General features: G+C 63.9%; 21 protein-coding genes. 13 read left to right on the forward strand and 8 right to left on the reverse strand.

Annotation, left to right across the window (positions count from 1 at the left end; translation table 11 throughout):
* Positions 1 to 125: 125 nt before the first annotated feature.
* The 5 genes from ACTS1Z_RS09385 to ACTS1Z_RS09405 all read left to right on the forward strand — a co-directional run bounded on the left by ACTS1Z_RS09385 (position 126) and on the right by ACTS1Z_RS09405 (position 5,252).
* Entirely contained in the window at positions 126 to 1,454 is a 1,329-nt protein-coding gene (locus ACTS1Z_RS09385; RefSeq protein ID WP_442624193.1) for a methyltransferase family protein, read from the forward strand.
* Positions 1,455 to 1,589: 135 nt separating this feature from the next.
* Complete coding sequence (argE, locus tag ACTS1Z_RS09390; RefSeq protein ID WP_442624263.1) at positions 1,590 to 2,735, forward strand: acetylornithine deacetylase; 1,146 nt, start codon at positions 1,590 to 1,592, stop codon at positions 2,733 to 2,735.
* Positions 2,736 to 2,913: 178 nt separating this feature from the next.
* Positions 2,914 to 3,594, forward strand: coding sequence for a class I SAM-dependent methyltransferase (locus ACTS1Z_RS09395; RefSeq protein ID WP_442624194.1), 681 nt, complete (start codon positions 2,914 to 2,916; stop codon positions 3,592 to 3,594).
* A complete protein-coding gene (locus tag ACTS1Z_RS09400; protein ID WP_442624195.1) occupies positions 3,594 to 4,304 on the forward strand; it encodes a helix-turn-helix domain-containing protein in 711 nt (236 codons plus the stop codon). The genes ACTS1Z_RS09395 and ACTS1Z_RS09400 overlap by 1 nt, the downstream gene beginning before the upstream one ends.
* A gap of 66 nt (positions 4,305 to 4,370) precedes the next feature.
* The gene (locus ACTS1Z_RS09405; protein WP_442624196.1) at positions 4,371 to 5,252 is read left to right on the forward strand and encodes a sterol desaturase family protein; all 882 of its coding nucleotides are present in this window, start codon (positions 4,371 to 4,373) and stop codon (positions 5,250 to 5,252) included.
* Between the two features lie 348 nt (positions 5,253 to 5,600).
* Here the strand turns inward: ACTS1Z_RS09405 and ACTS1Z_RS09410 are convergent, their stop codons facing one another.
* The 3 genes from ACTS1Z_RS09410 to ACTS1Z_RS09420 form a co-directional block, all read right to left on the reverse strand.
* Positions 5,601 to 6,974: a glutamate--cysteine ligase gene (locus ACTS1Z_RS09410; RefSeq protein ID WP_442624197.1), complete on the reverse strand. Its 1,374-nt coding sequence runs from the start codon at positions 6,972 to 6,974 to the stop codon at positions 5,601 to 5,603.
* Between the two features lie 79 nt (positions 6,975 to 7,053).
* Entirely contained in the window at positions 7,054 to 8,937 is a 1,884-nt protein-coding gene (locus tag ACTS1Z_RS09415; RefSeq protein WP_442624198.1) for a proprotein convertase P-domain-containing protein, read from the reverse strand.
* Between the two features lie 184 nt (positions 8,938 to 9,121).
* The gene (locus ACTS1Z_RS09420) at positions 9,122 to 9,871 is read right to left on the reverse strand and encodes a 16S rRNA (uracil(1498)-N(3))-methyltransferase (protein ID WP_442624199.1); all 750 of its coding nucleotides are present in this window, start codon (positions 9,869 to 9,871) and stop codon (positions 9,122 to 9,124) included.
* 67 nt (positions 9,872 to 9,938) lie between these two features.
* On the opposite strand from ACTS1Z_RS09420, the gene ubiA reads away from it, so the two are divergent.
* Genes ubiA through ACTS1Z_RS09435 form a run of 3 tightly spaced genes read left to right on the forward strand, consistent with a single transcriptional unit; the run spans position 9,939 to position 13,001 of the window.
* The gene (gene ubiA, locus ACTS1Z_RS09425) at positions 9,939 to 10,850 is read left to right on the forward strand and encodes a 4-hydroxybenzoate octaprenyltransferase (RefSeq protein WP_442624200.1); all 912 of its coding nucleotides are present in this window, start codon (positions 9,939 to 9,941) and stop codon (positions 10,848 to 10,850) included.
* Positions 10,851 to 10,885: 35 nt separating this feature from the next.
* On the forward strand, positions 10,886 to 12,232 hold the full coding sequence (locus tag ACTS1Z_RS09430; protein WP_442624201.1) for a TldD/PmbA family protein: 1,347 nt from the start codon (positions 10,886 to 10,888) through the stop codon (positions 12,230 to 12,232).
* Positions 12,225 to 13,001 (forward strand): inositol monophosphatase family protein, encoded by a 777-nt coding sequence (locus ACTS1Z_RS09435; protein WP_442624202.1) that lies wholly within the window; start codon positions 12,225 to 12,227, stop codon positions 12,999 to 13,001. The genes ACTS1Z_RS09430 and ACTS1Z_RS09435 overlap by 8 nt, the downstream gene beginning before the upstream one ends.
* On the opposite strand, the gene ACTS1Z_RS09440 is transcribed toward ACTS1Z_RS09435, so the two are convergent.
* Positions 12,998 to 13,414: a CoA-binding protein gene (locus tag ACTS1Z_RS09440; protein ID WP_442624203.1), complete on the reverse strand. Its 417-nt coding sequence runs from the start codon at positions 13,412 to 13,414 to the stop codon at positions 12,998 to 13,000. The genes ACTS1Z_RS09435 and ACTS1Z_RS09440 overlap by 4 nt on opposite strands.
* A gap of 23 nt (positions 13,415 to 13,437) precedes the next feature.
* Positions 13,438 to 14,433, reverse strand: a complete 996-nt coding sequence (locus tag ACTS1Z_RS09445) for an Mrp/NBP35 family ATP-binding protein (protein WP_442624264.1) — start codon at positions 14,431 to 14,433, stop codon at positions 13,438 to 13,440.
* A gap of 70 nt (positions 14,434 to 14,503) precedes the next feature.
* Here ACTS1Z_RS09445 and hflK point away from each other — a divergent pair, with 70 nt between their 5' ends.
* The 4 genes from hflK (at position 14,504) to ACTS1Z_RS09465 (ending at position 19,883) form a co-directional block, all read left to right on the forward strand.
* A complete protein-coding gene (gene hflK / locus ACTS1Z_RS09450; protein ID WP_442624204.1) occupies positions 14,504 to 15,652 on the forward strand; it encodes a protease modulator HflK in 1,149 nt (382 codons plus the stop codon).
* Positions 15,649 to 16,521, forward strand: a complete 873-nt coding sequence (gene hflC / locus ACTS1Z_RS09455) for a protease modulator HflC (RefSeq protein WP_442624205.1) — start codon at positions 15,649 to 15,651, stop codon at positions 16,519 to 16,521. Before hflK ends, hflC begins: the two co-directional genes overlap by 4 nt.
* A 115-nt stretch (positions 16,522 to 16,636) precedes the next feature.
* On the forward strand, positions 16,637 to 18,190 hold the full coding sequence (locus ACTS1Z_RS09460) for a Do family serine endopeptidase (protein ID WP_442624265.1): 1,554 nt from the start codon (positions 16,637 to 16,639) through the stop codon (positions 18,188 to 18,190).
* Positions 18,191 to 18,290: 100 nt separating this feature from the next.
* Entirely contained in the window at positions 18,291 to 19,883 is a 1,593-nt protein-coding gene (locus tag ACTS1Z_RS09465; protein WP_442624206.1) for a helicase HerA-like domain-containing protein, read from the forward strand.
* On the opposite strand, the gene ACTS1Z_RS09470 is transcribed toward ACTS1Z_RS09465, so the two are convergent.
* The 3 genes from ACTS1Z_RS09470 to queF all read right to left on the reverse strand — a co-directional run bounded on the left by ACTS1Z_RS09470 (position 19,880) and on the right by queF (position 21,922).
* Entirely contained in the window at positions 19,880 to 20,296 is a 417-nt protein-coding gene (locus tag ACTS1Z_RS09470; protein ID WP_442624207.1) for an acyl-CoA thioesterase, read from the reverse strand. The two genes, ACTS1Z_RS09465 and ACTS1Z_RS09470, sit on opposite strands and share 4 nt — an antisense overlap.
* Before the next feature lie 91 nt (positions 20,297 to 20,387).
* Positions 20,388 to 21,473, reverse strand: coding sequence for a glutathione S-transferase family protein (locus tag ACTS1Z_RS09475; RefSeq protein ID WP_442624208.1), 1,086 nt, complete (start codon positions 21,471 to 21,473; stop codon positions 20,388 to 20,390).
* 2 nt (positions 21,474 to 21,475) lie between these two features.
* Positions 21,476 to 21,922, reverse strand: coding sequence for a preQ(1) synthase (queF, locus tag ACTS1Z_RS09480; protein WP_442624209.1), 447 nt, complete (start codon positions 21,920 to 21,922; stop codon positions 21,476 to 21,478).
* Positions 21,923 to 22,045: 123 nt separating this feature from the next.
* Here queF and ACTS1Z_RS09485 point away from each other — a divergent pair, with 123 nt between their 5' ends.
* Complete coding sequence (locus ACTS1Z_RS09485; RefSeq protein ID WP_442624210.1) at positions 22,046 to 23,311, forward strand: hypothetical protein; 1,266 nt, start codon at positions 22,046 to 22,048, stop codon at positions 23,309 to 23,311.
* Position 23,312 lies beyond the last annotated feature (1 nt).

Here is a 23,312-nt window from a genome sequence, read left to right on the forward strand (position 1 = left end):
AGAGCACTAGCCTTCCAAGCTTGTGATGCGGGTTCGATTCCCGCTACCCGCTCCAGCTCCGCACGTGCCGCGCCTCGGCGCGCTCTTCATCTTTAAGTTACCAATTTTCCTTAGATTTGCGCCATATGAACGCGCATCGCGACATCGAGCGCCCCGCTCCGGCGGCCGGCGCGGATCCGCGGCCGCCCTCGGCGGTCTCCAGCGGCGTGGGTTTTGTCGGCCTCGCGGGCCTGTTCGCGGCGATCATCGTCGGCCGGATGACGGGGGCGAACGGACCGGTTTCGGGCATGATCGCGGTGGTCGCGTGCGGCCTGCCGATGGTGCTCTGGACCATCTTCGTCGACAAGGCGTGGAAGAACGAGACGACCGGTATCGAGTGGGATCGCCCGCTCACCCCGCATGACGAAACGCGCGAGATCAGCATCGCCAAGCTCGCCGGGCTCTGGGCGACCTGGGGCATCATCGCCGCGCTCTATTGCATCGCCCGCTGGTATTGGGACGGCAACTATCTCTTCGCGATGCGCGTGCTGGCCTGGTCGGCGCCCGTCATGTTCGTGGTCTCGATCCCCTATATTTTCTGGATCGACCGGCGGCTGAAAGAGCCCAAGGACGGCTGCTACATGTTCGGCGCCTGGCTGACCGGCGAGCGCGCCGATATCGACCGCGAAAAGGTGATCGAGCATTTCCGCAGCTGGGCGGTCAAAGGTTTCTTCATCGCCTTCATGATCTCCATCGTGCCGGGCAACTGGTTCGAGGTGCTGCGCTGGACCAATGCGGAGATCGTCTCCGATCCGGTGGCACTGGCGCGCTTCCTGATCGCGCTGCTCTTCCTCGTCGACGTCGCCTTCGCGACGGTCGGTTATGTGCTGACGCTGCGGCCGCTGGATTCGCATATCCGCTCGGCGAATCCCTATGCGCAGGGCTGGGTCGCGGCGCTGATCTGCTACCCGCCCTTCATCCTGATGAATCCCGGCGGGCCGCTCGATTATCACCAGAATACGGCGGACTGGACGCTCTGGCTCGACGGCTGGCCCGTCGCGCTGGCCGCGATGGGCGCGGTGCTGGTCATCCTCACCGCGATCTATGCCTGGGCGACGGTCGCCTTCGGCATCCGCTTTTCCAACCTCACGCATCGCGGCATCCTGACCCACGGTCCCTTTCGCTGGACGCGCCACCCGGCCTATCTCTCGAAAAACGCATTCTGGTGGCTGGCGACGATGCCGTTCATCGCGACGAGCGGCAATCCGGTCGACATGATCCGCAACACCATACTCCTCGCGCTCGTCAGCGCCGTCTATTACTGGCGCGCCAAGACCGAAGAAAAGCATCTGATGGCCGATCCGGCCTATCGCGAATATTGGCACTGGATGGAGCGCAACGCGCCGGTGCCGCGCTTCTTCGCTTGGGCCACGGGCCGCAAGGGCAAGCCGGGCGAGATGGTGCCGGCCGAATAAGCGCCTCCCGCCCGTCAATCGCATTTGGACGCGGTTCGAATTCACGGATAGGATCGCCCCGCAACTAGGCGGAGCAGGATAGTGGACGGATCGCAGTCAGTGCGCGCGACAGATGGCGTATCCGGCGGCCGCCCGATGGATACCGCGCGCGATATCCTTGCAACGCTGATTGCCTTCGACACAACCTCGCGGAACAGCAATCTGGCGATGATCGCGTGGATCGAGGAGCATCTCGCGCATCATAGCGTTCGCGCGACGCGGGTCGCCGATGCGGAGGCGCCCAAGGCCAGCCTCTATGCGACGGTCGGCCCGCCGGTCGAAGGCGGCGTCATCCTGTCCGGCCATAGCGACGTCGTGCCCGTCGATGGCCAGGATTGGGCGACCGATCCCTGGACGGTGACGGAACGCGCGGGCCGGCTCCACGGGCGCGGCACCTGCGACATGAAGGGGTTTATCGCGCTCGCCCTGGCGGCGGTGCCGATGTTCAAGCAGGGCAAACGCCCCGTGCATCTGGCGATCAGCTATGACGAGGAAATCGGCTGCAAGGGCGCGCCCGCGCTCATCGCCGAGATCGCGGACGCGCTTCCCGCGCCCCGCCTCGCCATCGTCGGCGAACCCTCGATGATGCGGATCATCAACGGTCACAAGGGCATCTGCGTCTACCAGGTCGATGTCTGGGGCCATGAGGCGCACAGCTCGCAGACCCATCTCGGCGTTTCGGCCAATATGGTGGCGGTCGATCTCATGCACGATCTGGCCGAACTCGCGCGGGAGCTCGAAGCGTCGGCCGACCCGGATAACGGCTTCGATCCACCCCATGCGACGCTGACCATCGGGCGGATGCATGGCGGCACGGCCGACAATATCCTGGCCCGTCACGCCCGCTTCCATTTCGACCTGCGCTGCCCGCCGGGCGAGGACGCGCGTGTACTGCTGGCGCCATTCGCCGAAAAATGCCAGGCGCTGGACGCGCAGCTCAAGGCCGCATTTCCGGATACAGGCGTCACGATGACCGAACTCGCCAACGCCCCGCCGATGACGCCGAGCGGCAGCGCCGATGCCGTGGCCTTCGTCCGCAAGCTGACCGGCGACAACCGCCCCGCTAGCGCCGTCGCCTTTGCCGCCGAGGGCGGCCAGTTCCAGCAGGCCGGTTTCCCGACCGTGATCTGCGGCCCCGGCTCCATAGAGCAGGCGCATCAGCCCAACGAATATCTGTCGCTCGACCAGTTCCAGCGCGGCGCGGATTTCATGCAGCGGCTGGCGGAGGAGCTTAGGAGGTGAGAGTCAGCGACGCAAAGAGATGCTAGCAGCGGTACGGGCTATGACTGTTCTCGACCAAATTGCCGACATTGGCAGTCCATCGCATGGCTCTCACAAGCGGAGGATGAGAAAACAGCGACTGATTTTGCAGCCGAAATATTCAAGACTGCCGTCTTCGCAGCTGCTTAGGTCGCCGGTCATGATCGATCCGCGCAAGGCATACGAAGATACCGAGACGCCGTTCACCCCCGCCCTTGGGACGGCCGAGCATACGTCAGACTATGATCGCGTCATTGCTGTCATGACGCGCGAGAGAAAATGGCGCCGGCGGATGCTCGAAGAGCTGTTGCCCCGCGACGGCCAAACCATCGTTGATCTCGGCGCAGGGACAGGCACCTTCGCGATCATGGTGAAGCGCTTCGAACCCGACGCGCGAGTCATCGCAATCGACCCCGATCCCGAAGTCCTTGCCATAGCAGAATCAAAAGCTGCCGGTCTCGATATCGTCTTCGAGGAAGTCATGGGCGACCTGCCACCCTCTTCAGTGGATTGCGGTACGGTCGATATGGTCACCAGTTCCCTCGTTCTGCATCAATGCCCGATGGCGATGAAGAAAGGAATTCTCGCAAACGCCTTCTGCCTTTTGAAGCCGGGCGGGCGCTTTCTGATCTCCGACTATGGTGAGCAGCGCGATCTCTTAATGCACATCCTCTTTAAGCAGGTGCGCGAACTCGACGGCTACGAAAACACGAAGGCGAACAAGGATGGCTTGCTTCCGCAACTGATCGAAGAGGCAGGCTTTGTCGACGTTGCCGAACGATATGTGACGAAAACCCCGACCGGGTCCATTTCACTCTATACCGCCTCGAAGCCCGACTGATGCCTTGGTCAGGTCAGTTCGCATTCGGCGAAGCGATCGCCGCATATGTCGGGCTTCCCGACAGCAACGATCTTCATGCCCATGCGGCGTATCAGCTCGTTATCGGTCATGGGAACGATATCTGCCTGACGGATGAGAGTGGAACAGTCCATCGGGGCCTCGCCTTCATCATTCGCCCATCGGTGCCACATGCGATAGATAGCGATGGTCCGCTGACAATCGTCTATTTCGATCCGCAGGCGTCTCAGGCGCTCGACCTGGCGGACCATCTCGGTACTGACGATTTTGTGTGCGTCGATCCGACCGTTTTGCAACTTGCACATTCACAAAGCCCAACCGAACTCGTGTCCGCCCTCGAAGGGCTTGCGAGGGCTCAATGCCCTATGCTTGACCAAAGACTATTAAAGGCGCTGGACAGATTGCGTGCAGAGCCGGGCGAAGTGACCATCGCACAGGCGGCGCGCCTTGCCGGCTTATCGGAATCGCGGTTGCGTACCCTCACACGCGAACAGTTCGGCGTGCCGCTGTCGAGTTGGCTGATATGGCGAAAACTCGAAACCGCAGCGCAGACCCTGGCGCGCGGCGAAGGTCTGGCCGAAGCGGCCTATGCTGGCGGGTTTTCAGATCAGGCCCACTTCTCGCGCGCGATGCGCCGCATGCTCGGCATCACGCCGAGCGCAGCGGCAAAGTCGCTGGGCAGCCGAAGTTAGCAACCGCTTTGTTCAAGAACGGCGTTACGGGACGGAATACATCGCTTCCATCACAGGAGGCAGACAATGGATACAATCCAACCGGTCGTTCGCTACGCGTATGCACCGCTTTTCTTCATCTTTTTCATCGGACTTGCACTATCGCTAGTTGGTGAGGGCTACAGTAAGATTTGGCTTGTCGCCCTGCTGTTTCCGGCGATCGGCCTTTCTTTCCTCGCCGAACGGATCGCGCCGTTTGAGAAGGTCTGGAACACATCGAAAGGCGATGTGTGGCGGGACACAATTCATGCCATAGTAAACGAGCTATCCAATATCGTTGCGATCGCGGCCATTCCGGTGCTGGCGGCGCTCACCTATGGTTTTGATGTGTGGCCGACAGAATGGCCGCTCTGGGCGCAGCTCGCGATGGCGATCCTCATTGCCGATTTCGGGATCACGATGGCGCATTACGCGAGCCATAAGATCGAGGCGCTCTGGTGTCTGCATGCCGTGCATCACAGCGTCGAGCGCATGTATGGTTTCAACGGGCTGATGAAGCATCCCCTGCATCAGGCGATTGAGCTGACAGTTGGGACAACCCCGCTTCTACTGATAGGCATGCCGCTTGAAATAGGTGCGTTGCTAGGCTTCGCCGCGGCTATCCATTTGCTGCTGCAGCATTCGAATGTCGACATGCGCGTCGGACCGCTAATTTACTTATGGGCGGTCGCGCCGGGTCACCGTCACCACCATCTGGCGCGCAAGGTCGAGGGCGATGTGAACTTTGGGCTCTTCACGATGATCTGGGACCATATGCTCGGGACTTTCGTGAAGGATCGACCGCAACCCCGCGAAGGCGATCTGGGTGTGGCAGGGCGGCCCGACTTTCCGGTCGGCTACATGGCGCAGCTGATCGATCCATTCCGCAAGCGGCCAGATAGCTATGGCAACATCGAACCGGCGGAGTGACATGCCATAGACGTCCGTCCTAACGGTAGAGCACCGACCTGCAATATCGTAGGAAATACGATGGAAGCCGCGATAGTCTATAGATCGCTAGATCCTATTTCCTGTCCTACAGGCGCACGCTTATGATATCGTTATGCCAGCGGTAAAACTGCCGGCTCTTTGACCCCGTCGATTCCCAGGACGGCATGTCCTGTTGCACACGCTACTGTCATCTTGTGTGGCGAATAGGACGCAGGTTTTGCCGGGCGTGTGTCAACGAGTGTCAACCGGGACCCGACTGGCCACCGCGCTGCGCGTCTACTTCGTCAACTTATTCAGCAAGGCCATGCTTTTCCTGAACGCGTGCGCCTAAAAACTCTCTTCCGCGTATACCCGCGTCACATCGCCGGCCCATGCGCCGTGATAGCGCTCGAGCAGCCTCTCCGCCGGCGTCTTGCCGCTGGCGACGATTTCGCGGAGCGGATCGAGGAAGCCGCTTTCATTGTCGCCGCTGCCATTGAGGCGGGCCCGCGCGCTCAACCCCGCGGTTGCGATATCGAGGATTTCGGGGGCGAGTTCGCCGAGCTGGCGCCCATTGGGCAGCGGCGCCCTGAGGCCGAGTTCGGGCACCGCGTCGCGCAGCTTCTCCCGGCCTTCAATCGTCCAGTTCTTGACGATATCCCAGGCCGCATCGAGCGCGCTCTGGTCGTAGAGCAGCCCGACCCAGAGCGCGGGGAGGGCGCAGATCCGGTTCCACGGGCCGCCGTCCGCGCCGCGCATCTCGAGAAAGCTTTTGAGGCGGACCTCGGGGAAGATCGTCGAGAGATGGTCGTTCCAGTCGTCCAGCGTCGGCTTTTCGCCGGGCAGGATCGGCAGTTCGCCCTTCAGGAAATCGCGGAAGGAAAGGCCCGAAGCGTCCAGATATTCGCCGTCGCGATAGGCGAAATACATCGGCACATCGAGCGCATAGTCGAGATAGCGCTCATAGCCGAAACCGTCCTCGAAGACGAAGGGCAGCATGCCCGTGCGGTCCGGATCGGTGTCCGACCAGATATGGCTGCGGAAGGAGAGGAAGCCGTTGGGCTTGCCTTCGGTGAAAGGCGAATTGGCGAAGAGCGCGGTGGCAAGCGGCTGGAGCGCAAGTCCGACGCGGAACTTCTGCACCATGTCCGCCTCGCTCGCATAGTCGAGATTGGTCTGGATGGTGCAGGTGCGCAGCATCATGTCGAGGCCGAGATTGCCTTTTTTGGGCATGTAATCGAGCATGATCTTGTAGCGGCCCTTGGGCATGATCGGCAGCTCGGCGCGCGTCTTGTCCGGCCACATGCCAAGGCCAAGAAAGCCCTTGCCGGTCTTTTCGCCGATGGCTTTGACCTGTTCGAGATGCCGTCCCGTTTCGGCGCAGGTTTCGTGCAGATTGTCGAGCGCGGCGCCGGATAACTCCAACTGCCCGGCCGGTTCGAGACTGACCGTGCCGTCCGCGCCGCGCATTGCAATGACCTTGCCCTTTTCCTCGATCGGCTCCCAGCCGAACTCGGTCAGTGCGAGGAGGAGGTCCCGGATGCCGCCCGGTTCGTCATAGGAGGGGGCATGCAAATCGTTGCGGCAATAGACGAATTTCTCGTGCTCGGTGCCGATCTTCCATTTATCGGCGGGCTTTTCGCCCCCCGCAAAGACTTCGAGCAATTGCTGGCGATCCTCGATGACCGGCGCGTCGCCCGCAGAAGCCGTCTTCGTGCTCATGTCCCGCCCTTAGCGGCCTGAGCCGTCCAGCGCCAGTATAGCAGCGCTTGGGGGGCGTGAAGAAATGTGCGGGGGCGGCTCAGTCTACGGTCGTGCGGAATTTGAGCGCGAACGTGTCGGTCGGTCCAAGTGCGGCGGCCGTTGCCGTTATCGTGGTGCCGCTGATCGACGCACCGAACGGATCGCTCTCGTCCGCGCCGGCGGCATCGTCGTCTTCGGCAGTCGTGGCGCTGGCGCAATTCGCGCCACTCGTCATGCTGCCGGCACTATAGCTCATATTGGCCGGAATCGCGTCGGTCGCCGTGATCGACGTCGCCGTGGCCGAACCCGGATTGGAGACGAGGATGCAATATTCGATCACCGCGCCCGGAATCCGGTAGGGATCGGTTTCGTCGTTGACCGGATCGCTGATCACCGAGCTGATCTTGGTGACGCTCAACGTCGTTTCCGGGTTGCAGAAGAGGATGTCGTGGATCGAGGCGGCCTGGCCGTCCGGATCGGCCGGCGCGGTCGTATGGTTGCCATAGACGATCGTCACCGTGTCGACGGGCGAGAGGAAGGTGATCACGACATTGCCGTCGGCCGACGATCCGCCCGACCCGGCATCGCCGATCGCGACATTGCCGACGACATAGTTCGCAACGCCATTGGTAAGCACGGGCATGACGGTCGCGCCGTTGAAGCTGCCGGTGATCGTCAGCTTGTCGGCGAAGTCATTGGCGGCGAAGTCGATATCGAAGACACGGAATTGCAGGCCCGGCACGGCGGTCGGCAGGGTCAGCACGGTCGTCGCGGCCTGGCTCTGCGTCGTATATTCGAGGAACTGGTAGAGCGCCTGCTCCGTTGATCCGAACCCGCCGGTGTTGTTGGTCGTGTCGTCGGGTGTGGAGTTGACGAAAGTGCCGTCGGTGCTGATCGCGAAGTTGATCGTGCCGATATTGGTGACGGCATAGCTGGTGTTCAGCGCCCCGGCGGTCCAGGCCCGGTTGTTCCAGTCGAACAGCGTCTGGTTGATTGCGGGGCAGACCGTCGTGAGGCTGGGCGGCGTGCCGGCGGTGCGGGTGCCCGAGACGCTGAATGTCGCGCTATCGTAGTCGTCTTCGCCGGCTGCGCCGTTACCGGGCGTGGAATCGGGATCGACGGCCGATGACGTGCTGACCTCGCCGATATTGGTAACCGTCGCGCCCGCGGTCGCATCGACGGTGGCGGTAATGGTCAGCGTCCGTGTCTGCCCGGGCGAAATCGAGGGAACGGTCCACACGCCGCTGCCGCTATTGTAACTGCCATCGCCCGAGGCGCTGACGAAGATCGTACCGAGCGGCAGGCTATCCTGCACCGTGACGCCGGTTGCCGTCTGGTTCGAGGCCGCCGAATTGGTCAGCGAAAGCGTATAGGTGATGCTCGTGCCGTTGGCGGGGCTCGAATTGCTGACGGTCTTGGCGAGCGAGAGATCGGCGAAATTGGCCGGCGTGTCCGTTAGATAAAGGTCCGCGCGCCGAAAGCTGCCATCGTCCTGCGAAGGGAAGATATCGCAGATTTCGAGCCGCCATGTGCCGGCCGAGTTTTCGCCGTCGAAAGCCGACAGCGCGTTGTTCGGCACGAAATCATGCTCATAGGGCGGGGCGGTTGTCGAATGCGTGGCGGTATTGCCGTCGGTATTGACGAACTGCGTGCCTTCGTCGTTGAGGCGGACGTTGAAATTGTCGCCCGAAACATTGTTGGCGTCGCCATTGACCAGCTGGACCCGCGTTCCAGCGGGCGATTGGAGGGTGAGGCGGATATCGCCACGCCATGTATGGGTTGCCAGCAGCGCGAGATCGACGTCGGACACGGTGAAGGACGCGCCGACGCTGAAGTTGCGCACGAGCGGGGCCGTACACGTCGTGCCCGAATTGATGGCGCCGGTCGTCGTGTTCGAGAAGGTCGTGGTGGTCTGGGCAAAAGCGGGCGACGTGCTCAGCATGGCAATGGACGCGACGAAGCACGCGCCCACGGCGCGGCATAGCCGTCCGGCCCAACCGGCTTTCGGCAATTCGCCAACCCCACTCATGAGGGAAAGATTAACCAAACACGCTGAATATTTCGTAAAAGTGGAAGTCCGTTTCGGGACGCCGCCAAGCCCTTGGAAACAATGGCATTGGAGCGGCTCAGTCGCCCCAGTCGCCGCGCTCGGCCATCCACACGCTGATCGCGGCTATGGCGGCCGTATCGGCGCGCAGAATGCGCGGGCCGAGGGATATCGGCACGGCGTTCGTCATCGCCTGGATCGCCGCGTCCTCGTCTTCGCTGAACCCGCCTTCGGGCCCGATGAGGATGGCCGCCGGGCCGCCATGATTGGCGAGGGCCGTAGGGAACGCATCGCCGCCGCGCTCGGCGGCATAGAATAGCGTGCGATCCGACGGCCATTCCGCCAGCAGCGCGTCGAGCGTTGTAAGCTCGGTCAGTTCAGGCAGAGCGGTGCGTTCGCACTGTTCGGCGGCCTCGATCATGTGCGCGCGCAGTCGGTCCGGCTTGATCTTGTCGACGATCGTCCGCCGCGTGCGCACAGGCACGAGCCGTGCCACGCCCAGCTCGCATGCCTTCTCGACAATCCAGTCGATCCGGCCTTTCTTGATCGGCGCGAAACAGAGCCAGAGGTCTGGGACGGCCTCGCGCTCCCTCAGCTGCCCTTCGATTCGCAGCACGGCGTCGCGCTTGCCGATATGGGCGAGTTCGGCCAGCCACTCGCCGGTCCGGTCGTCGAACAGCTTGACCTGCGCGCCCGCTTTCAGCCGCAGGACGCGCACCAGATAATTGGCCTGTGCCGCGTCGATCACGATTTCGTCGTCGGCTTCGAGCCGCGCATCGACGAAGAGGCGCGGCAGGCTGTCGGGCGGCCAGGCGGGCGTTGCAGGCATAACAGGCTCATATGCCGCTATCGCGGAGCTTGTCCAAGCCCGTATCGAGCGGATAGGGCGGTGCGCGATGGAAGCGCAATCCTCTCTTCCCGATACCGAGCGGCACTGGCTGATCGCCGCGCTGCCGCCGGCGGCGCGCCCGTTCGGACTGCTCGCCCGGTTCGACCGGCCGATCGGCTGGTGGCTGCTCTTCTGGCCCTGCGCGTGGAGCGTGGCTCTGGCCGGTGGCGCGGCAGAGCGCTGGGATCTGCTACTCTGGTTCCTGGTCGGTGCGATCGCGATGCGCGGGGCGGGATGCACCTATAACGATATCGTCGACCGCGATCTCGACCGGAAGGTGGAGCGAACGCGTGGGCGGCCCCTTGCGAGCGGGCGGGTGTCGCTTCGTGCCGCCTGGATCTGGCTCGTGCTGCAATGCCTGATCGGCCTCGTCGTATTGCTGCAATTGCACTGGGAGGCGCAGCTCGTGGCCCTCGGTAGCCTGGCTCTCGTCGCGGCCTATCCGTTCATGAAGCGGATTACCTGGTGGCCGCAGGTCTGGCTCGGTCTCGTATTCAGCTGGGGTGTGCCGGTGGGCTGGGTCGCGATCACCGGGGAGGCGGCGCCGGCGATGTTCTGGCTGTATGCCGGCGCGGTTTTCTGGGTCATCGGCTATGATACGATCTATGCGCTGCAGGATATCGAGGACGATGCGCTCGCCGGCGTGAAGAGCACAGCCCGGCGGCTGGGCACGCATGCGCGGTCGGGTGTGGCAATCTTCTATCTCCTGGCGCTCGCCTGTTGGGGGATCGCGATCTGGCAGGTCCGGCCGCAATGGCTTGCCGTCGCTGCGTTGATCCCGGCGGCGCTGCATCTTCTCTGGCAGGTTGCGACGCTCAAGCGGGAAGACGGCGCGGACGCGCTCGCCAAGTTTCGCTCGAACCGCGAAACCGGATTGCTGGTTGCGCTGGCCTGTTTGGTCATTGGTGCCACGGCCTAGGTGACAAGGCTCGCCCGCGCCCCTAAATCGCCCCCATGCTGACCGTCACCGAAGCGCAGACGCGCGCCGCCGATCTCGTAACCGCCGCAAAGAAAGCCGGAGCAGATGCCGCGGACGTCCTCTATTCGGGCGGTGTTTCGACCGAAGTACAGGTCCGGCTCGGCGAACTCGAGGACGTCCAGCGATCCGAAGGCGAGGAAATCGGGCTGCGCTTCTTCGTCGGAAAGCGCTCTGCCAGCGTCTCCTCGTCCGACCTGTCCGACGACGCACTCGCCACGCTGGTCGAGCGCGCGGCCGCGATGGCGCGCGAGGCGCCGGAGGACGCCTATGCCGGGCTCGCGCCCGAGGACCGGCTGTTTTCGGGCGACATGCCTGATCTCGATATCGACGATGGCGGCGATGCCGAACCCGAAGCGTTGCGCGCCAGCGCGCTCGAAGCCGAAGATGCCGCCCGCGCGGTGGACGGCGTTACGAACAGCGAAGGCGGCGGCGCATCGGCGAGCCGCTCCATCATGGCGCTTGCCACGAGCCATGGCTTTTGCGGTGGCTATCAGGCGTCGAGCCATGGCGTATCGGCGAGCGTGATCGCGGGCGAGGGCAGCGGTATGCAGCGCGACTATGCCTATCGTACCGCCCGCCATCTCGAAGATCTCGACAGTGCGGCCAGCATCGGCCGCCGGGCCGGCGAGCGCACGGTTGCCCGCCTCAATCCGGCTAAGATCGATAGCGGCGCGATGCCGGTCGTCTTCGATCCGCGTGTATCGGGCGGGCTGCTCGGCCATCTGATCGGCGCGATCACGGGATCGGCGATCACCCGCGGCACGAGTTTTTTGCGCGATTGCCTGGAGGAGCAAATCTTCGCCGACGGTATAACCGTGCGCGACGATCCCTTGCGCAAACGCGGGCTGCGCTCCCGCCCGTTCGACGGTGAGGGCCTGCCCATCGCGGAGCGTGCGATCATCGATGACGGCATCCTGACCGGCTGGCTGCTCGACAGCGCGTCGGCACGGCAGCTGGGGCTGGAGCCGACCGGCCATGCGAAGCGCGGGATCGGCGGGCCGCCGGGCGCGGGCGCGAGCAATCTGCACCTGGAAGCGGGTGCGCAATCGCGCGACGAACTGATCGCGGATATCGATAAGGGTGTGCTCGTCAACGAACTGATCGGCATGGGTGTCAATCCCGTGACCGGCGATTACAGCCGTGGCGCATCGGGTTTTCTGATCGAAAACGGCAAGATTGGCGCACCGGTCGCCGAGATCACGATCGCCGGCAATCTCAAGGACATGTTCCGCGCGCTGATGCCGGCAAGCGATCTTGAATTCATCCGCGGCGTCAACGCACCGACCGTAAGGATTGAGGGCATGACGGTGGCGGGTGCCTGACGTCACGCCCGATGCAATCGCCGCGATCGCTGCCGAAGCGGCGGAACTGGCGCGCGAGCGCTGGCGCGGCGAGCTCGAAATCTGGGAAAAATCGCCCGATCACCCGGTGTCCGATGTCGATCTGCTCGTGGACCGGTTCCTGCGCGAACGGCTGACGGCGCTTGATCCCGATGCCGGCTATCTTTCCGAGGAAACGACCGACACCGCCGCCCGGCTCGGCAAAGCTCGGCTCTGGGTGGTCGATCCCATCGACGGCACGCGCGACTTCATTCGCGAACGCGCAGGCTGGTGCGTATCCGTTGCGCTCGTCGAGGATGGACAACCGATTTGCGGCGTGCTCGAAGCGCCTGCCCGCGAAGAACGATGGATGGCCGCCGCCGGCATGGGCGCGACGCGCAACGGTTTGCCGATCGCGGTCAGCGGCCGGACCGAACTGCCGGGCGCGCGCGTACCATTCGCCAACCTGCCGAAGGATTCCGATCTCGTCGCGGTCGCACAGCCCAATTCGATCGCGCTGCGCATCGCAATGGTCGCGGCCGGCGAGGCCGATCTCGTCGCAACCTTGCGCTGGGGCCATGAATGGGATGTGGGCGCGGCCGCGCTGATCGCGCGCGAGGCCGGTGCGACGGTGACCGATGCGTTGGGCGTGCCCCTGGAATTCAACACGCATGCTGCCGAAGCGTTCGGCGTGCTGATATCCACGCCCGCCATCCATGCTGCCGCGGTCGAGCGGCTGCGTGAACGCGCGGAGCAGCTATCGGTGCGCTAGAGGCCGAGCCGCGGCATTTCCTGCGCCGGGCATTTGTCCATCACGACCTTCAGGCCAGCTTCTTCAGCCCGCTTCGCCGCGTCCTCGTTGATCACGCCGAGCTGCATCCAGACCGATTTCGCGCCGGCGGCAATCGCTTCGTCCACCGCATCGCCTGCCGCTTCGCTGTTGCGGAAGATGTCGACCATGTCGATCGGCACGTCGATATCGGAGAGCGAGGCACGGACTTCGACGCCGTGAATCGTCTGGCCCGCGATGCCGGGATTGACCGGAAACACGGTAAAGCCGCGACCGATCAGAAACTTCGTGACCCCGTTGCTTGCCCGTTCGGGCTTGGCCGAGGCACCGATCACGGCGATCGTCTTCGTTTCGGTCAGCAGGGTTTCGAGTTCTTCGTCGGTCGTCAGTAGCATGGATAATTTCCCTCGGCGGCTTCTTATCCGCTCATCCAGTCGGCGAGTTTTCCGGCGACCGCGTTGAAGGCATCTGCGCCGCTGCCATTGCTGGCCGCGGGCGGAATGCCCTCGTCCGACGCCGTCCGGATGCCGAGATCGAGCGGGATGCGGCCGAGAAAATCGAACCCGAGCTCATTCGCCGCCGCTTCCGCGCCGCCCGTGCCGAACGGGTCGGAAACCGCGCCGCATTCCGGGCATTCATAGCCTGCCATATTCTCGACCAGTCCGATGATCGGTACGCCGGCTTCCTCGAACAGGTGGATCGCTCGTTTTGCGTCGATCAGCGACAGGTCCTGCGGCGTGGAGACGATGACCGCGCCCGCCGGCTTGTATTTCTGCACCATGGTGAGCTGCACATCGCCGGTGCCGGGGGGCAGGTCGATGATCAGCGTTTCGGTATCGCCCCATTCGGCATCGATCAGCTGGCCGAGCGCCTTGCCGGCCATCGGCCCGCGCCAGGCGATCGCCTGGCCGGGTTTCACCAACTGCCCCATGCTGAGCATCCCGATCCCGAAATCGGTCGGCACGGGTACGAGTTTCTTGTGCTCGGTGGCGGTCGGCTTGCGATCCTCCACGCTCAGCAGACGCGGCTGGGACGGCCCGTAAACATCCGCATCGATCAGTCCGACCCTGAGGCCCCGGCGCGCCAATGCGATGGCGAGATTGGCGGACAGCGTCGACTTGCCGACACCGCCCTTGCCCGAGCCCACTGCGATGATCCGTCGTGTCGTTCGCTTGCTCGTCATGGCGACACGCACGGTGTCGACGCCTTCGACCGCGCCGAGCGCGCGATTGATATCGGCTTCGATCAGTGCGCGCTTGTCGGCGTTGATGTCCGTGACATCGAGGATAACGCTCGCAATGCCGTCGGCAAAGCGCGGCGCGGGCGCGCGGCCGGAATCGATGAGGCCCTTGCCCGATAGCGGATCGGCAATGGCGTTGAGTCCGGCGGATAGCTGGTCGGCAATATCTGTCATGACGGTCAAATAGGAAGCCCGACACCAAATGACACTGTTTTTCCGGACAAGGCTTCCTATAAAGAGCGGTATGAGCGTTTTTACAGGTCTGGGCGCCAGAATCGGCTCCCTTTTGAAGAGCGAGGGCCGCGGCCCTTGGGGTGGCCGCGGTGGCGGCGGATCGGGCGGCAACGGCTCCGGCGGTAACGGTTCGGGGGGTGGCGGCAATGACGGCCCGAAAAACCCCTGGTCCCAACCTCCGCGCAAGCGCCCCTCCGGCGGACAGGGCGGCCCGACCGCACTCGACGAGCTTCTGAAACGCGGCCGCACGCAGTGGGGCGGTGGCGGGGGCCGCGGTCCGGAACTTCCGACATTCGGCGGCCGGCCGATCTGGTTCTGGGCCATCATCCTGCTCGTGGCGCTGTGGCTGTTCTTCACCTCCTTCCATCTCGTCGGCCCGCAGGAACGCGGCGTATTGACGCGTTTCGGCAATTATGTCGGCACCTATCAGCCCGGGCCGAACTTCTCCTTCCCGGCGCCGATCGACCGGGTGCAGATCATCGATGTCGACAATATCCGCACGATCGATATCGGCGGAACCGGCGCGGACGCGGAAAACCGTGTGCTGACCGGCGACCAGAATATTGTCGATCTCGCCTATCAGATTCGCTGGAACATCAAGGAACCGCAGAATTACCTGTTCCAGATCGTCAATCCCGAAGAAACGATCCGCGAAGTTGCGGAGAGCGCGATGCGCGCCGTGATCGCGCGCGTAACGCTGGATGACGCGATCGGCGCCGGCCGTGGCGAAATCGAGCAGCGGGTGCAGGCGTTGATGCAGGAATTGCTCGACGGTTATGGCGCGGGCGTGCTCGTGCAGGGTGTTGCGATCGAAGAGGCTGATCCGCCCTCGGCCGTGGAAGAGAGCTTCCGCCGCGTGTCCGCCGCGCAGCAAACCGCGCAGACCTATCTCAACAACGCGCGCGCCTATGCGCAGCAGCTGACCGCCCGCGCGCAGGGTGAATCGGCGGCCTTTACGCGGGTCTACGAGGAATATCGGCTTGCGCCCGAAGTGACGCGGCGCCGCATGTATTATGAAACGATGGAGCGCATCCTGGGCAGCGTGAACATCACCATCGTCGAGGCGGACGGCGTGACGCCCTATCTGCCGCTGCCTGAAGTCCAGCGCCGGGTACGCCAGCAGGCGACGCCCGCGCCCGAGGCAGGAGAGACGCAATGAGCATCGCAACACGCGTCGCGCGTAATCCCATCGCCTATGCCGTTCTCGGCGTTGTTCTTCTGGTCCTGATCCTGAGCAGCTTCTCGATCGTTCCCGAAACGCGCCAGGCCGTCATCGTGCGCTTCGGCGAACCCGACCGGATCGTAAACCGCTACCAGCCAGGCGAAACGTTCGGATCGGGCAGCGCGGGCCTCATGGCGCATATTCCGTTCGTGGATCAGGTCGTGTGGATCGACCGACGCATCCAGAGCGTCGAGATGGAGCGGCAGCAGGTGCTGTCGACCGATCAGCTCCGGCTGCAGGTCGATGCGTTCGCGCGCTACCGGATCGTCGATCCGCTGCAGATGTATATCTCCGCGCGGACCGAAGAGCGGGTCAGCGAAGCGCTTCGGCCGATCCTCGCCTCGTCGCTCAGGAATGAACTCGGCCGGCGGCCCTTCGCGGCGCTGCTGAGCCCCGAACGCGGCCAGGTGATGGACAATATCCAGGAAAGCCTGAACCTCGCCGCGCGGCAATATGGCGCGGAAATCGTCGATGTGCGGATCAAGCGGGCCGACCTGCCCGAAGGCCAGCCGCTGGAATCGGCCTATCGCCGGATGCGCTCGGCGCGTGAACAGGAAGCGCTGACCATCGAAGCCCAGGGCGCGAAACAGGCGCAGATCATCCGCGCGGAAGCCGATGCGGAAGCGGCACGGACCTACGCAGAAGCGTTTGGCGCGGACCCCGATTTCTACGATTTCTACCGGGCGATGGAATCCTATCGCGCGACATTCGGGATCGATCGGCCGGCCGGGCCCGACGATGGCGAGGCGGCGATCGTGATGTCGCCGGATAACGAATATCTGCGTCAATTCCGTGGACTGCGCTGACGGTTCGACCAACGACAGCCAGACACCCTATGTTCAATATGTGTTAAGGCGCTATTCCGCAGCTCACAGACAGGTGTCGTAAAGGATATAGCGAAGAGATTGGAGAATTATGACCGTGCGTTACGCTTATGCGATCACAGGGATTCTTCTGGCCGGCGGAACGGCCGCGACATTGGCGCTGCAACAACCCGTCGGCGCGCAGGTGGCGCAGAACGCGCCGACCACCATGCCGCAGGTCAGCGCGCCCGGCAGCTTTGCCGACCTGACCGAGCGGCTGGCGCCGGCCGTCGTCAATATCTCGACGACCCAGACGATCGAAGTCCAGCGCCGCAACCCCTTTGCCGGCAGCCCCTTCGACGATTTCTTCCGGCAGTTCGGCCAACGCGGCAATGACGGCCCAATCACGCGTGAAGCGACGTCTCTCGGCTCGGGTTTCATCATTTCGGCCGACGGCTTCGTCGTTACCAACAATCATGTGATTTCCTCGCGCGGCCGCAACGGCCAGCCGGGCTCCGATCCGGTGGATACGATTACCGTCACCCTGTCGGACCGCACCGAGTATGAGGCGCGGATCGTCGGCCGCGATCCGTCTTCGGACCTCGCGGTGCTGAAAATCGACGGCAACAACCTGCCCTTCGTTCAGTTCGGCGATTCCGACAATCTACGCGTCGGCGACTGGGTGATCGCGATCGGCAATCCCTTCGGTCTTGGTGGCACCGTGACGGCCGGTATCGTTTCGGCGCTCCAGCGCACGATCGGGCAGGGCGGGGCCTATGACCGCTACATCCAGACCGACGCGTCGATCAACCAGGGCAATTCCGGCGGCCCGATGTTCGATATTCAGGGCAATGTCGTCGGCATCAACAGCGCGATCTTCTCGCCGACCGGTGGCAATGTCGGCATCGGTTTTGCGATCCCGGCAACCGAGGCCCGGCCCATTGTCGAAACGCTGATGCGCGGCGAACGCGTGCAGCGCGGCTATCTCGGCGTGAGCATTCAGCCGATGACAGATGCGATCGCCGATTCGCTCGGCCTGCCGGCCAATCGCGGCGAGATCGTAGCGCGGGTCGAACCGGGCGAGGCGGCCGAAGCCGCCGGGATCCGCCGGGGCGATGTGATCGTCAGCGTGAACGGCCGGGATGTGACGCCGGACGATACGCTCTCCTATATCGTGGCGAACTTGCCGGTCGGATCGCGCGTGCCGATCGTGCTGATCCGCGATGGCGAGCGCATCCGCGTCACCGCCACTATGGGCGAGCGCCCGAGCGATGAAGAGCTGATCCGCCGCGCCCAGCAGGGCCAAGAGGACGAAGACGTGCTCGAAGAGCCGACCAAGGAAGAGCCGGGGAGCGACGAGTCCGAAGCGACGATGGAGGCCATCGGCGTCGGCTTCCAGACGCTGACCCCGCAGATCGCCCGCCAGATCGGCGTGCCGAGCGGCGTGCGCGGTCTGGTGGTCAACCAGGTCGATCCGTCGAGCGATGCGGCCCAGCAGAATATCCGCCGCGGCGACGTGATCCTGTCGATCAACCGCACCGCCACGCTGCAGCCTTCCGATGCGGTCCGTATCATTCGGGAGGCCCAGCGGGCCGGGCGGCCTTCGGTGCTGCTGCTGCGCCAGCGCGGCAATACGCCGCCGGCCTTTATCGGCGTCGATTTCCTCGACTAGCCCATTCCGCCCCGCCACCACCGGGTGGCGGGGCCGCATAGCCCGCTTGCATCGGCGCTTCCGCCCGGTATCGTTTTCCCGACTATGAGGGGACGTATCCATGGCTGAATCGGCTGGTATATTTCTGGGCCTAGGCGGCGGCGAAAAGCAGTATCTCAATCTCGCGCGCACCAATCGGCACGGGCTGATCGCCGGCGCGACGGGCACCGGCAAGACGGTCACCGTGCAGGGCCTGTGCGAGAGTTTCTCCAATGCCGGCGTTCCGGTGTTCGTCGCGGACGTGAAGGGCGATCTGTCGGGCGTCGCCATGCCCGGGAGCGACAGCTTCAAGCATCACGACAAGCTCGTGGAGCGCGCCGAGACGATCGGGCTTGAGGACTATCGCTATGCCGATAGCCCGACGATTTTCTGGGACCTGTACGGCAAGAAGGGCCATCCGATCCGCACGACGATCAGCGAGATGGGGCCGCTGCTGCTCGGTCGCCTCATGGACCTGACGGACGCACAGCAGGGCGTGCTGGAAATCGCGTTCCGCTATGCCGACGATGAAGGGATGCTGCTGCTCGACCTCGAAGACCTGCAGGCGATGATGGTCGCGACGTCGGAAAATGCGAAGGACCTGTCCGCGCGCTACGGCAACGTGTCGCGACAGAGCGTCGGCGCGATCCAGCGCAAGCTGCTGCAGTTCGACAATCAGGGCGCGGCCGAGTTTTTCGGCGAACCCGCGCTCGACATTGATGATTTCTTCCGCACCGACGATCAGGGCCGCGGTTTCGTCAACATGCTGATGGCGGACAAGCTGATGGAAAATCCCAAGCTCTACGCCACCTTCCTGCTGTGGCTGATGAGCGAATTGTTCGAATCGCTGCCCGAGGTCGGCGATCCCGATAAGCCGAAGCTCGTCTTCTTCTTCGATGAGGCGCATCTGCTGTTCGACGATGCGCCCGACGCGTTGCAGGACAAGATCGAGCAGGTCGTCCGCCTGATCCGGTCCAAGGGCATTGGCGTGTTCTTCATCACCCAGAACCCGATCGACATTCCCGAAAAGGTAGCCGGACAGCTCGGCAACCGGATCCAGCATGCGCTGCGCGCTTTCACGCCGCGGGACAAGCGGGCGATCAAGGCGGCTGCGGAGACCTTCCGTATCAATCCCGATCTCGACGTCGAAACGTCGATCACCGAACTCAAGGTCGGTGAGGCGCTGGTTTCGACGCTGATGGAGGATGGCGCACCGTCACCGGTCGAGCGGACGCTGATTCGGCCGCCTTATTCGCGCATGGGGCCGATATCGACCGGTGAGCGCGCGGCACTCATCGCAGCCTCGCCGGTCGGCGATGTCTATGCCGAGCGCATCGACCGCGAATCAGCCGCCGAGCTGCTCGAACAGAAGGCGCAGGACGCCGCCGAAACAGCGCAAGAGGCGGAAGAGGAGGGCGAGGAAGCCGTCCGGAAACGCTCGCGCAAGTCCAAGGGGTTGATCGAACGGATGCGCGACGCGGCCGTGCGCTCGGGCATGTCGTCCGCCGGACGCAAGCTGGGCCGCACGCTGACCGGCCGGTCGAGCCGCGCCAATCCGACGCGCACGGCGGCGTCGGCGGCGGGCGGCGTGCTCAGCCGGGAGATTGCCGACAAGCTCGGCGTGCCGGGGGCCTCGGGCTTTATTCGGGGAATATTGGGCGGATTGCTGCGCTAGTCTTCGGATTTGCCGGGCAGGAACAGCGCGGCGATTTCTTCCGCGATGCGGGCGGGGCGCAAAGTTTCGGCGTCGATGCAGCACCAGCGCGATTTGACCTCGGCCAGCACTTCCTCGCCGCGCTTGATCACTGTGTCGTAGAACGCGCTCGCGCCCTGCACCTTTTCGACCACCACCGACGCGATCACCGTATCGTCCAGAAAGGCGGGCTTGCGATAGGTAATCTCGTGCTTCAGCGCGACCCAGAGATGCGCGGCCACGGCCTGGGGCGGGGCGATCTTCTGCCAATGGGCGAGCACGGCCTCCTGCACCCATTTGAGATAATTGGCATTATTCACATGACCCATGAAATCGATATCGTCGGATTCGACGGCGATCGGATGGTCGTGGCGGGGCAAAGCGGTGTCTGTCACGGTTTCGCTACTCGGTTACGCGTATCGCATCATTTATAGTTTACATTCATGTCAGTAAAGCGACAATGAACGAGTTGCGGCAAGCCGAGCGTCAGGCCTGTACGACCCGATGATTTTCGAAACGGACGCGGCGTGCGAGATCGAAATTCTGGAAATCGCCGCCGTCGACAGAGTCGAGCAGCGCGTTGGCAGCGCTTCGCGACTCGCCCTCCAGACCGCGATAGAAATCGAGCGGTCGTTGCAGCATCCAGAGCGAAAAGGTGGAGGCGAAACGCTGGCCCACAACGCTCTCGATTTCGTAAGGCGCCATGCCGACGGCGCGCGGGACGTCGGCGTCCGGATTGTCGTTGGCCCAATCGGCATAGAGCTTCGCGACCGCCTGCAGGTGCGGGAGCTGCTCGGCCATCATGCGCCGCAGGATCGGGATCAGCGTCTCGGGAATCGCGTCATCGCTCAGAAACTCGCCGGACAGCGGCGCGGGCGGATCAATCATGCGCTCGACCCATGATGCGACATTGGGCGCGAGGCGTTTCATCAGCTTGCCGGATTCCGGGTCGCGATAGAGATGCGCGTAGAGCGGGCCGATCAGCCCATAATCGCCGATAGAGGGCCGTATGCCGAACAGATAGTCATGGTCCGCGAAATGCGCGTCGAGATCGGCGAGCAGCGCCTCGTAGCTCTTCTCGATCGCGGGTATCGTCGCGTCGTTGATGCCCAGCATCGGGACGAAGCCTTTGAACCGTTCGCCCGTCTGCCTGCCGCGCGCGACCTGTTCCTCCGGCGTACCGTCTGGCAGCGCGCTGCGGCCGAACTCGCCGTAGATCCACTCCTCATTGTAATTCCAACGATAATGCATGGCCGGGATTACCAGCCATTCGTCGCCATAAAGTTCGAAGAGCAAGGCTGCGAGCCTCTGCGCCGGCGTGTCGGGATAGACGGACGGGCCGCCCGCTTCGGCCTCGAAATGATCGATGATCACCGTCGTATCCTGCAGGATCGTGCCGTCCGATTTCTCGACTACAGGCACGACCGGATAGCCGACATTGGGGATGATGATTTCCTGCATCACCTTCGGCGAGGGCGGTCGTTCCTCGTAATCGATCCGTTTCCAGTCGAGATAGGCGCGCGCTTTGCCCGAAAAGAGCGACGCCGGTGCGCCGTAAAGAATATGCGACATGCTCAGCCGCGTCCGCGATAGGGGGCGACGCCCTGGTCGGGCAGCCACAGCCCCTCGGGCGGCGGGCCGGATTGCCAGAAGACGTCGATCGGAATCCCGCCGCGCGGATACCAATAGCCGCCGATGCGCAGCCATTGCGGCTGCATCTCTTCGAACAGGCGTTTGCCGATGCCGACCGTGCAATCTTCGTGGAATGCCTGATGGTTACGGAAGCTTCCGAGAAACAGTTTTAAAGATTTGCTCTCAACTATCGTCTCGCCGGGTGCGTAATCGATGACGAGATGCGCGAAATCGGGCTGGCTCGTAACCGGGCACAGCGAGGTGAATTCCGGCGCGGCGAAGCGCACGAGATAGAGTTCGCCAGCGCGCGGGTTGGGGACATAGTCGAGCGCTGCCTCTTCGGGAGAAGCGGGCAGCGCGGATGTCTTGCCGAGATGGGTAGGTTCCATGACCGCCCATCTAGGCTATCTGCCGCTTCATGTCATTCCTGCTGCACGGTTCATCGGCGATTAACGCAGAGGCGCTTTGATCCGGGTCGCTATCGAGCGGGGAACAGGATAGGGACGCAACCCGTGAAACGGTTATTGGCATATGGGCTCGGCCTGGCGATCGGCGCGATGACGCCGATGGCGGCGGCCATGGCGCAGGAAGCGGACGACCGGGAGGCTGTTGCGCGTCAGGCGCCGGTCTTCGATTTGCAGCCCGGCGAGCGCCGCCCGCAGCCGCAACCCGATGTTCAAGGCCCGCGTGCGCCCGGCATGCCCGCGCCCCGGCTGCTGGGCCAGGAGGAGGATAGGCCGCCGCCGACTACGGCGCGTCCCGCACCCGGTCCCACGCAAGCCGATCCGGTTCGAGAACCGAGCCTGGGCGATCCACGCCCGGTTGCCGAACGACCGGCGGCTGCGTTGCCTCCGGCTGCCGAGCAAACGGGTTCGGTACCCGCCCAGGCGGCTCCGCAAGAGACAGCCGACCAAGCGACAACCGATGCCGTACCGCCCGCTGTTGCCGAAAGCGACGTCGTCCAGCCGGTCGCGCCAACGGAGGCCGCACCCGAATTCGCCGTTACCGCCGCTGAGGAAAGCGGATTGCCTTGGTGGATCTGGCTGGCCGGAATGTTGGGTGTGGCGATGCTCGGTGCCGCGGTCATGGCTATCCGCAAACGGTCGGCGCGGATGTCCGGCCAAGAACGCGCTCTCGAGCCGGCTGGCACGGCGGTACGGGTTCGGCCCGCAGACGATGAGGGCGCACGCCCGGCAACCGCTGTTCCCGCCGCCAAAGGGCCGCCAACCGTTCTACCGCCAGCCGGTCCGCCGCCGGCGATGCCGGAACCGGCGCCAGCGCAGGGCGATGGCCCGTCCCGGATTGAGATCGATTTCGTGCCGCTAACCGCACGGCTGTCCACGCTCGGCCTTACGCTCGCCTATCGGCTCGTGCTCACAAATGTCAGCGACGAGACGCTGACCGACATCGCCGTACGGCTGGGCATCCGTTCGGCGGACGATGCGGCTATGGAGACTGCGCCGGATACCGGGGAAGCATGCGTCAGCCTCGACAGTCTGGAGCCCGGCAAGACGCATACGCACAGCGCGCAGATCCGCCTCGATCCGAAGACGTACAAGCCCGTTCAGTCGGATGGGAAGGCCATGCTCGTGCCGATCGTCGACATGATGCCGCGCTATCGCGATGCGGACGGCATGGTGCACGAGATGCACGCGACGATGCTGGTCGGGCGAGAGCTCGAACCGCCGCGCCCGAAAATGCAGCCCTTCTGGCTCGAGCGCGGTTTCGGTCAGTTTCGCGGCATCGGGTGCCGGATGCTCAACGTCCGCACGACATGAT

Source organism: Parasphingopyxis sp., from assembly GCF_052168295.1.
Classification (GTDB): domain Bacteria; phylum Pseudomonadota; class Alphaproteobacteria; order Sphingomonadales; family Sphingomonadaceae; genus Parasphingopyxis.

What these genes read in the sequence shown, in the direction of transcription:
- ACTS1Z_RS09385 (WP_442624193.1), top strand. Translation starts at nt 126, where the DNA reads ATGAACGCGCATCGCGACATCGAGCGCCCCGCTCCGGCGGCCGGCGCG.
- argE (WP_442624263.1), top strand. Translation starts at nt 1,590, where the DNA reads ATGGATACCGCGCGCGATATCCTTGCAACGCTGATTGCCTTCGACACA.
- ACTS1Z_RS09395 (WP_442624194.1), top strand. Translation starts at nt 2,914, where the DNA reads ATGATCGATCCGCGCAAGGCATACGAAGATACCGAGACGCCGTTCACC.
- ACTS1Z_RS09400 (WP_442624195.1), top strand. Translation starts at nt 3,594, where the DNA reads ATGCCTTGGTCAGGTCAGTTCGCATTCGGCGAAGCGATCGCCGCATAT.
- ACTS1Z_RS09405 (WP_442624196.1), top strand. Translation starts at nt 4,371, where the DNA reads ATGGATACAATCCAACCGGTCGTTCGCTACGCGTATGCACCGCTTTTC.
- ACTS1Z_RS09410 (WP_442624197.1), bottom strand. Translation starts at nt 6,974, where the DNA reads ATGAGCACGAAGACGGCTTCTGCGGGCGACGCGCCGGTCATCGAGGAT.
- ACTS1Z_RS09415 (WP_442624198.1), bottom strand. Translation starts at nt 8,937, where the DNA reads ATGCTGAGCACGTCGCCCGCTTTTGCCCAGACCACCACGACCTTCTCG.
- ACTS1Z_RS09420 (WP_442624199.1), bottom strand. Translation starts at nt 9,871, where the DNA reads ATGCCTGCAACGCCCGCCTGGCCGCCCGACAGCCTGCCGCGCCTCTTC.
- ubiA (WP_442624200.1), top strand. Translation starts at nt 9,939, where the DNA reads ATGGAAGCGCAATCCTCTCTTCCCGATACCGAGCGGCACTGGCTGATC.
- ACTS1Z_RS09430 (WP_442624201.1), top strand. Translation starts at nt 10,886, where the DNA reads ATGCTGACCGTCACCGAAGCGCAGACGCGCGCCGCCGATCTCGTAACC.
- ACTS1Z_RS09440 (WP_442624203.1), bottom strand. Translation starts at nt 13,414, where the DNA reads ATGCTACTGACGACCGACGAAGAACTCGAAACCCTGCTGACCGAAACG.
- ACTS1Z_RS09445 (WP_442624264.1), bottom strand. Translation starts at nt 14,433, where the DNA reads ATGACAGATATTGCCGACCAGCTATCCGCCGGACTCAACGCCATTGCC.
- hflK (WP_442624204.1), top strand. Translation starts at nt 14,504, where the DNA reads ATGAGCGTTTTTACAGGTCTGGGCGCCAGAATCGGCTCCCTTTTGAAG.
- hflC (WP_442624205.1), top strand. Translation starts at nt 15,649, where the DNA reads ATGAGCATCGCAACACGCGTCGCGCGTAATCCCATCGCCTATGCCGTT.
- ACTS1Z_RS09465 (WP_442624206.1), top strand. Translation starts at nt 18,291, where the DNA reads ATGGCTGAATCGGCTGGTATATTTCTGGGCCTAGGCGGCGGCGAAAAG.
- ACTS1Z_RS09475 (WP_442624208.1), bottom strand. Translation starts at nt 21,473, where the DNA reads ATGTCGCATATTCTTTACGGCGCACCGGCGTCGCTCTTTTCGGGCAAA.
- queF (WP_442624209.1), bottom strand. Translation starts at nt 21,922, where the DNA reads ATGGAACCTACCCATCTCGGCAAGACATCCGCGCTGCCCGCTTCTCCC.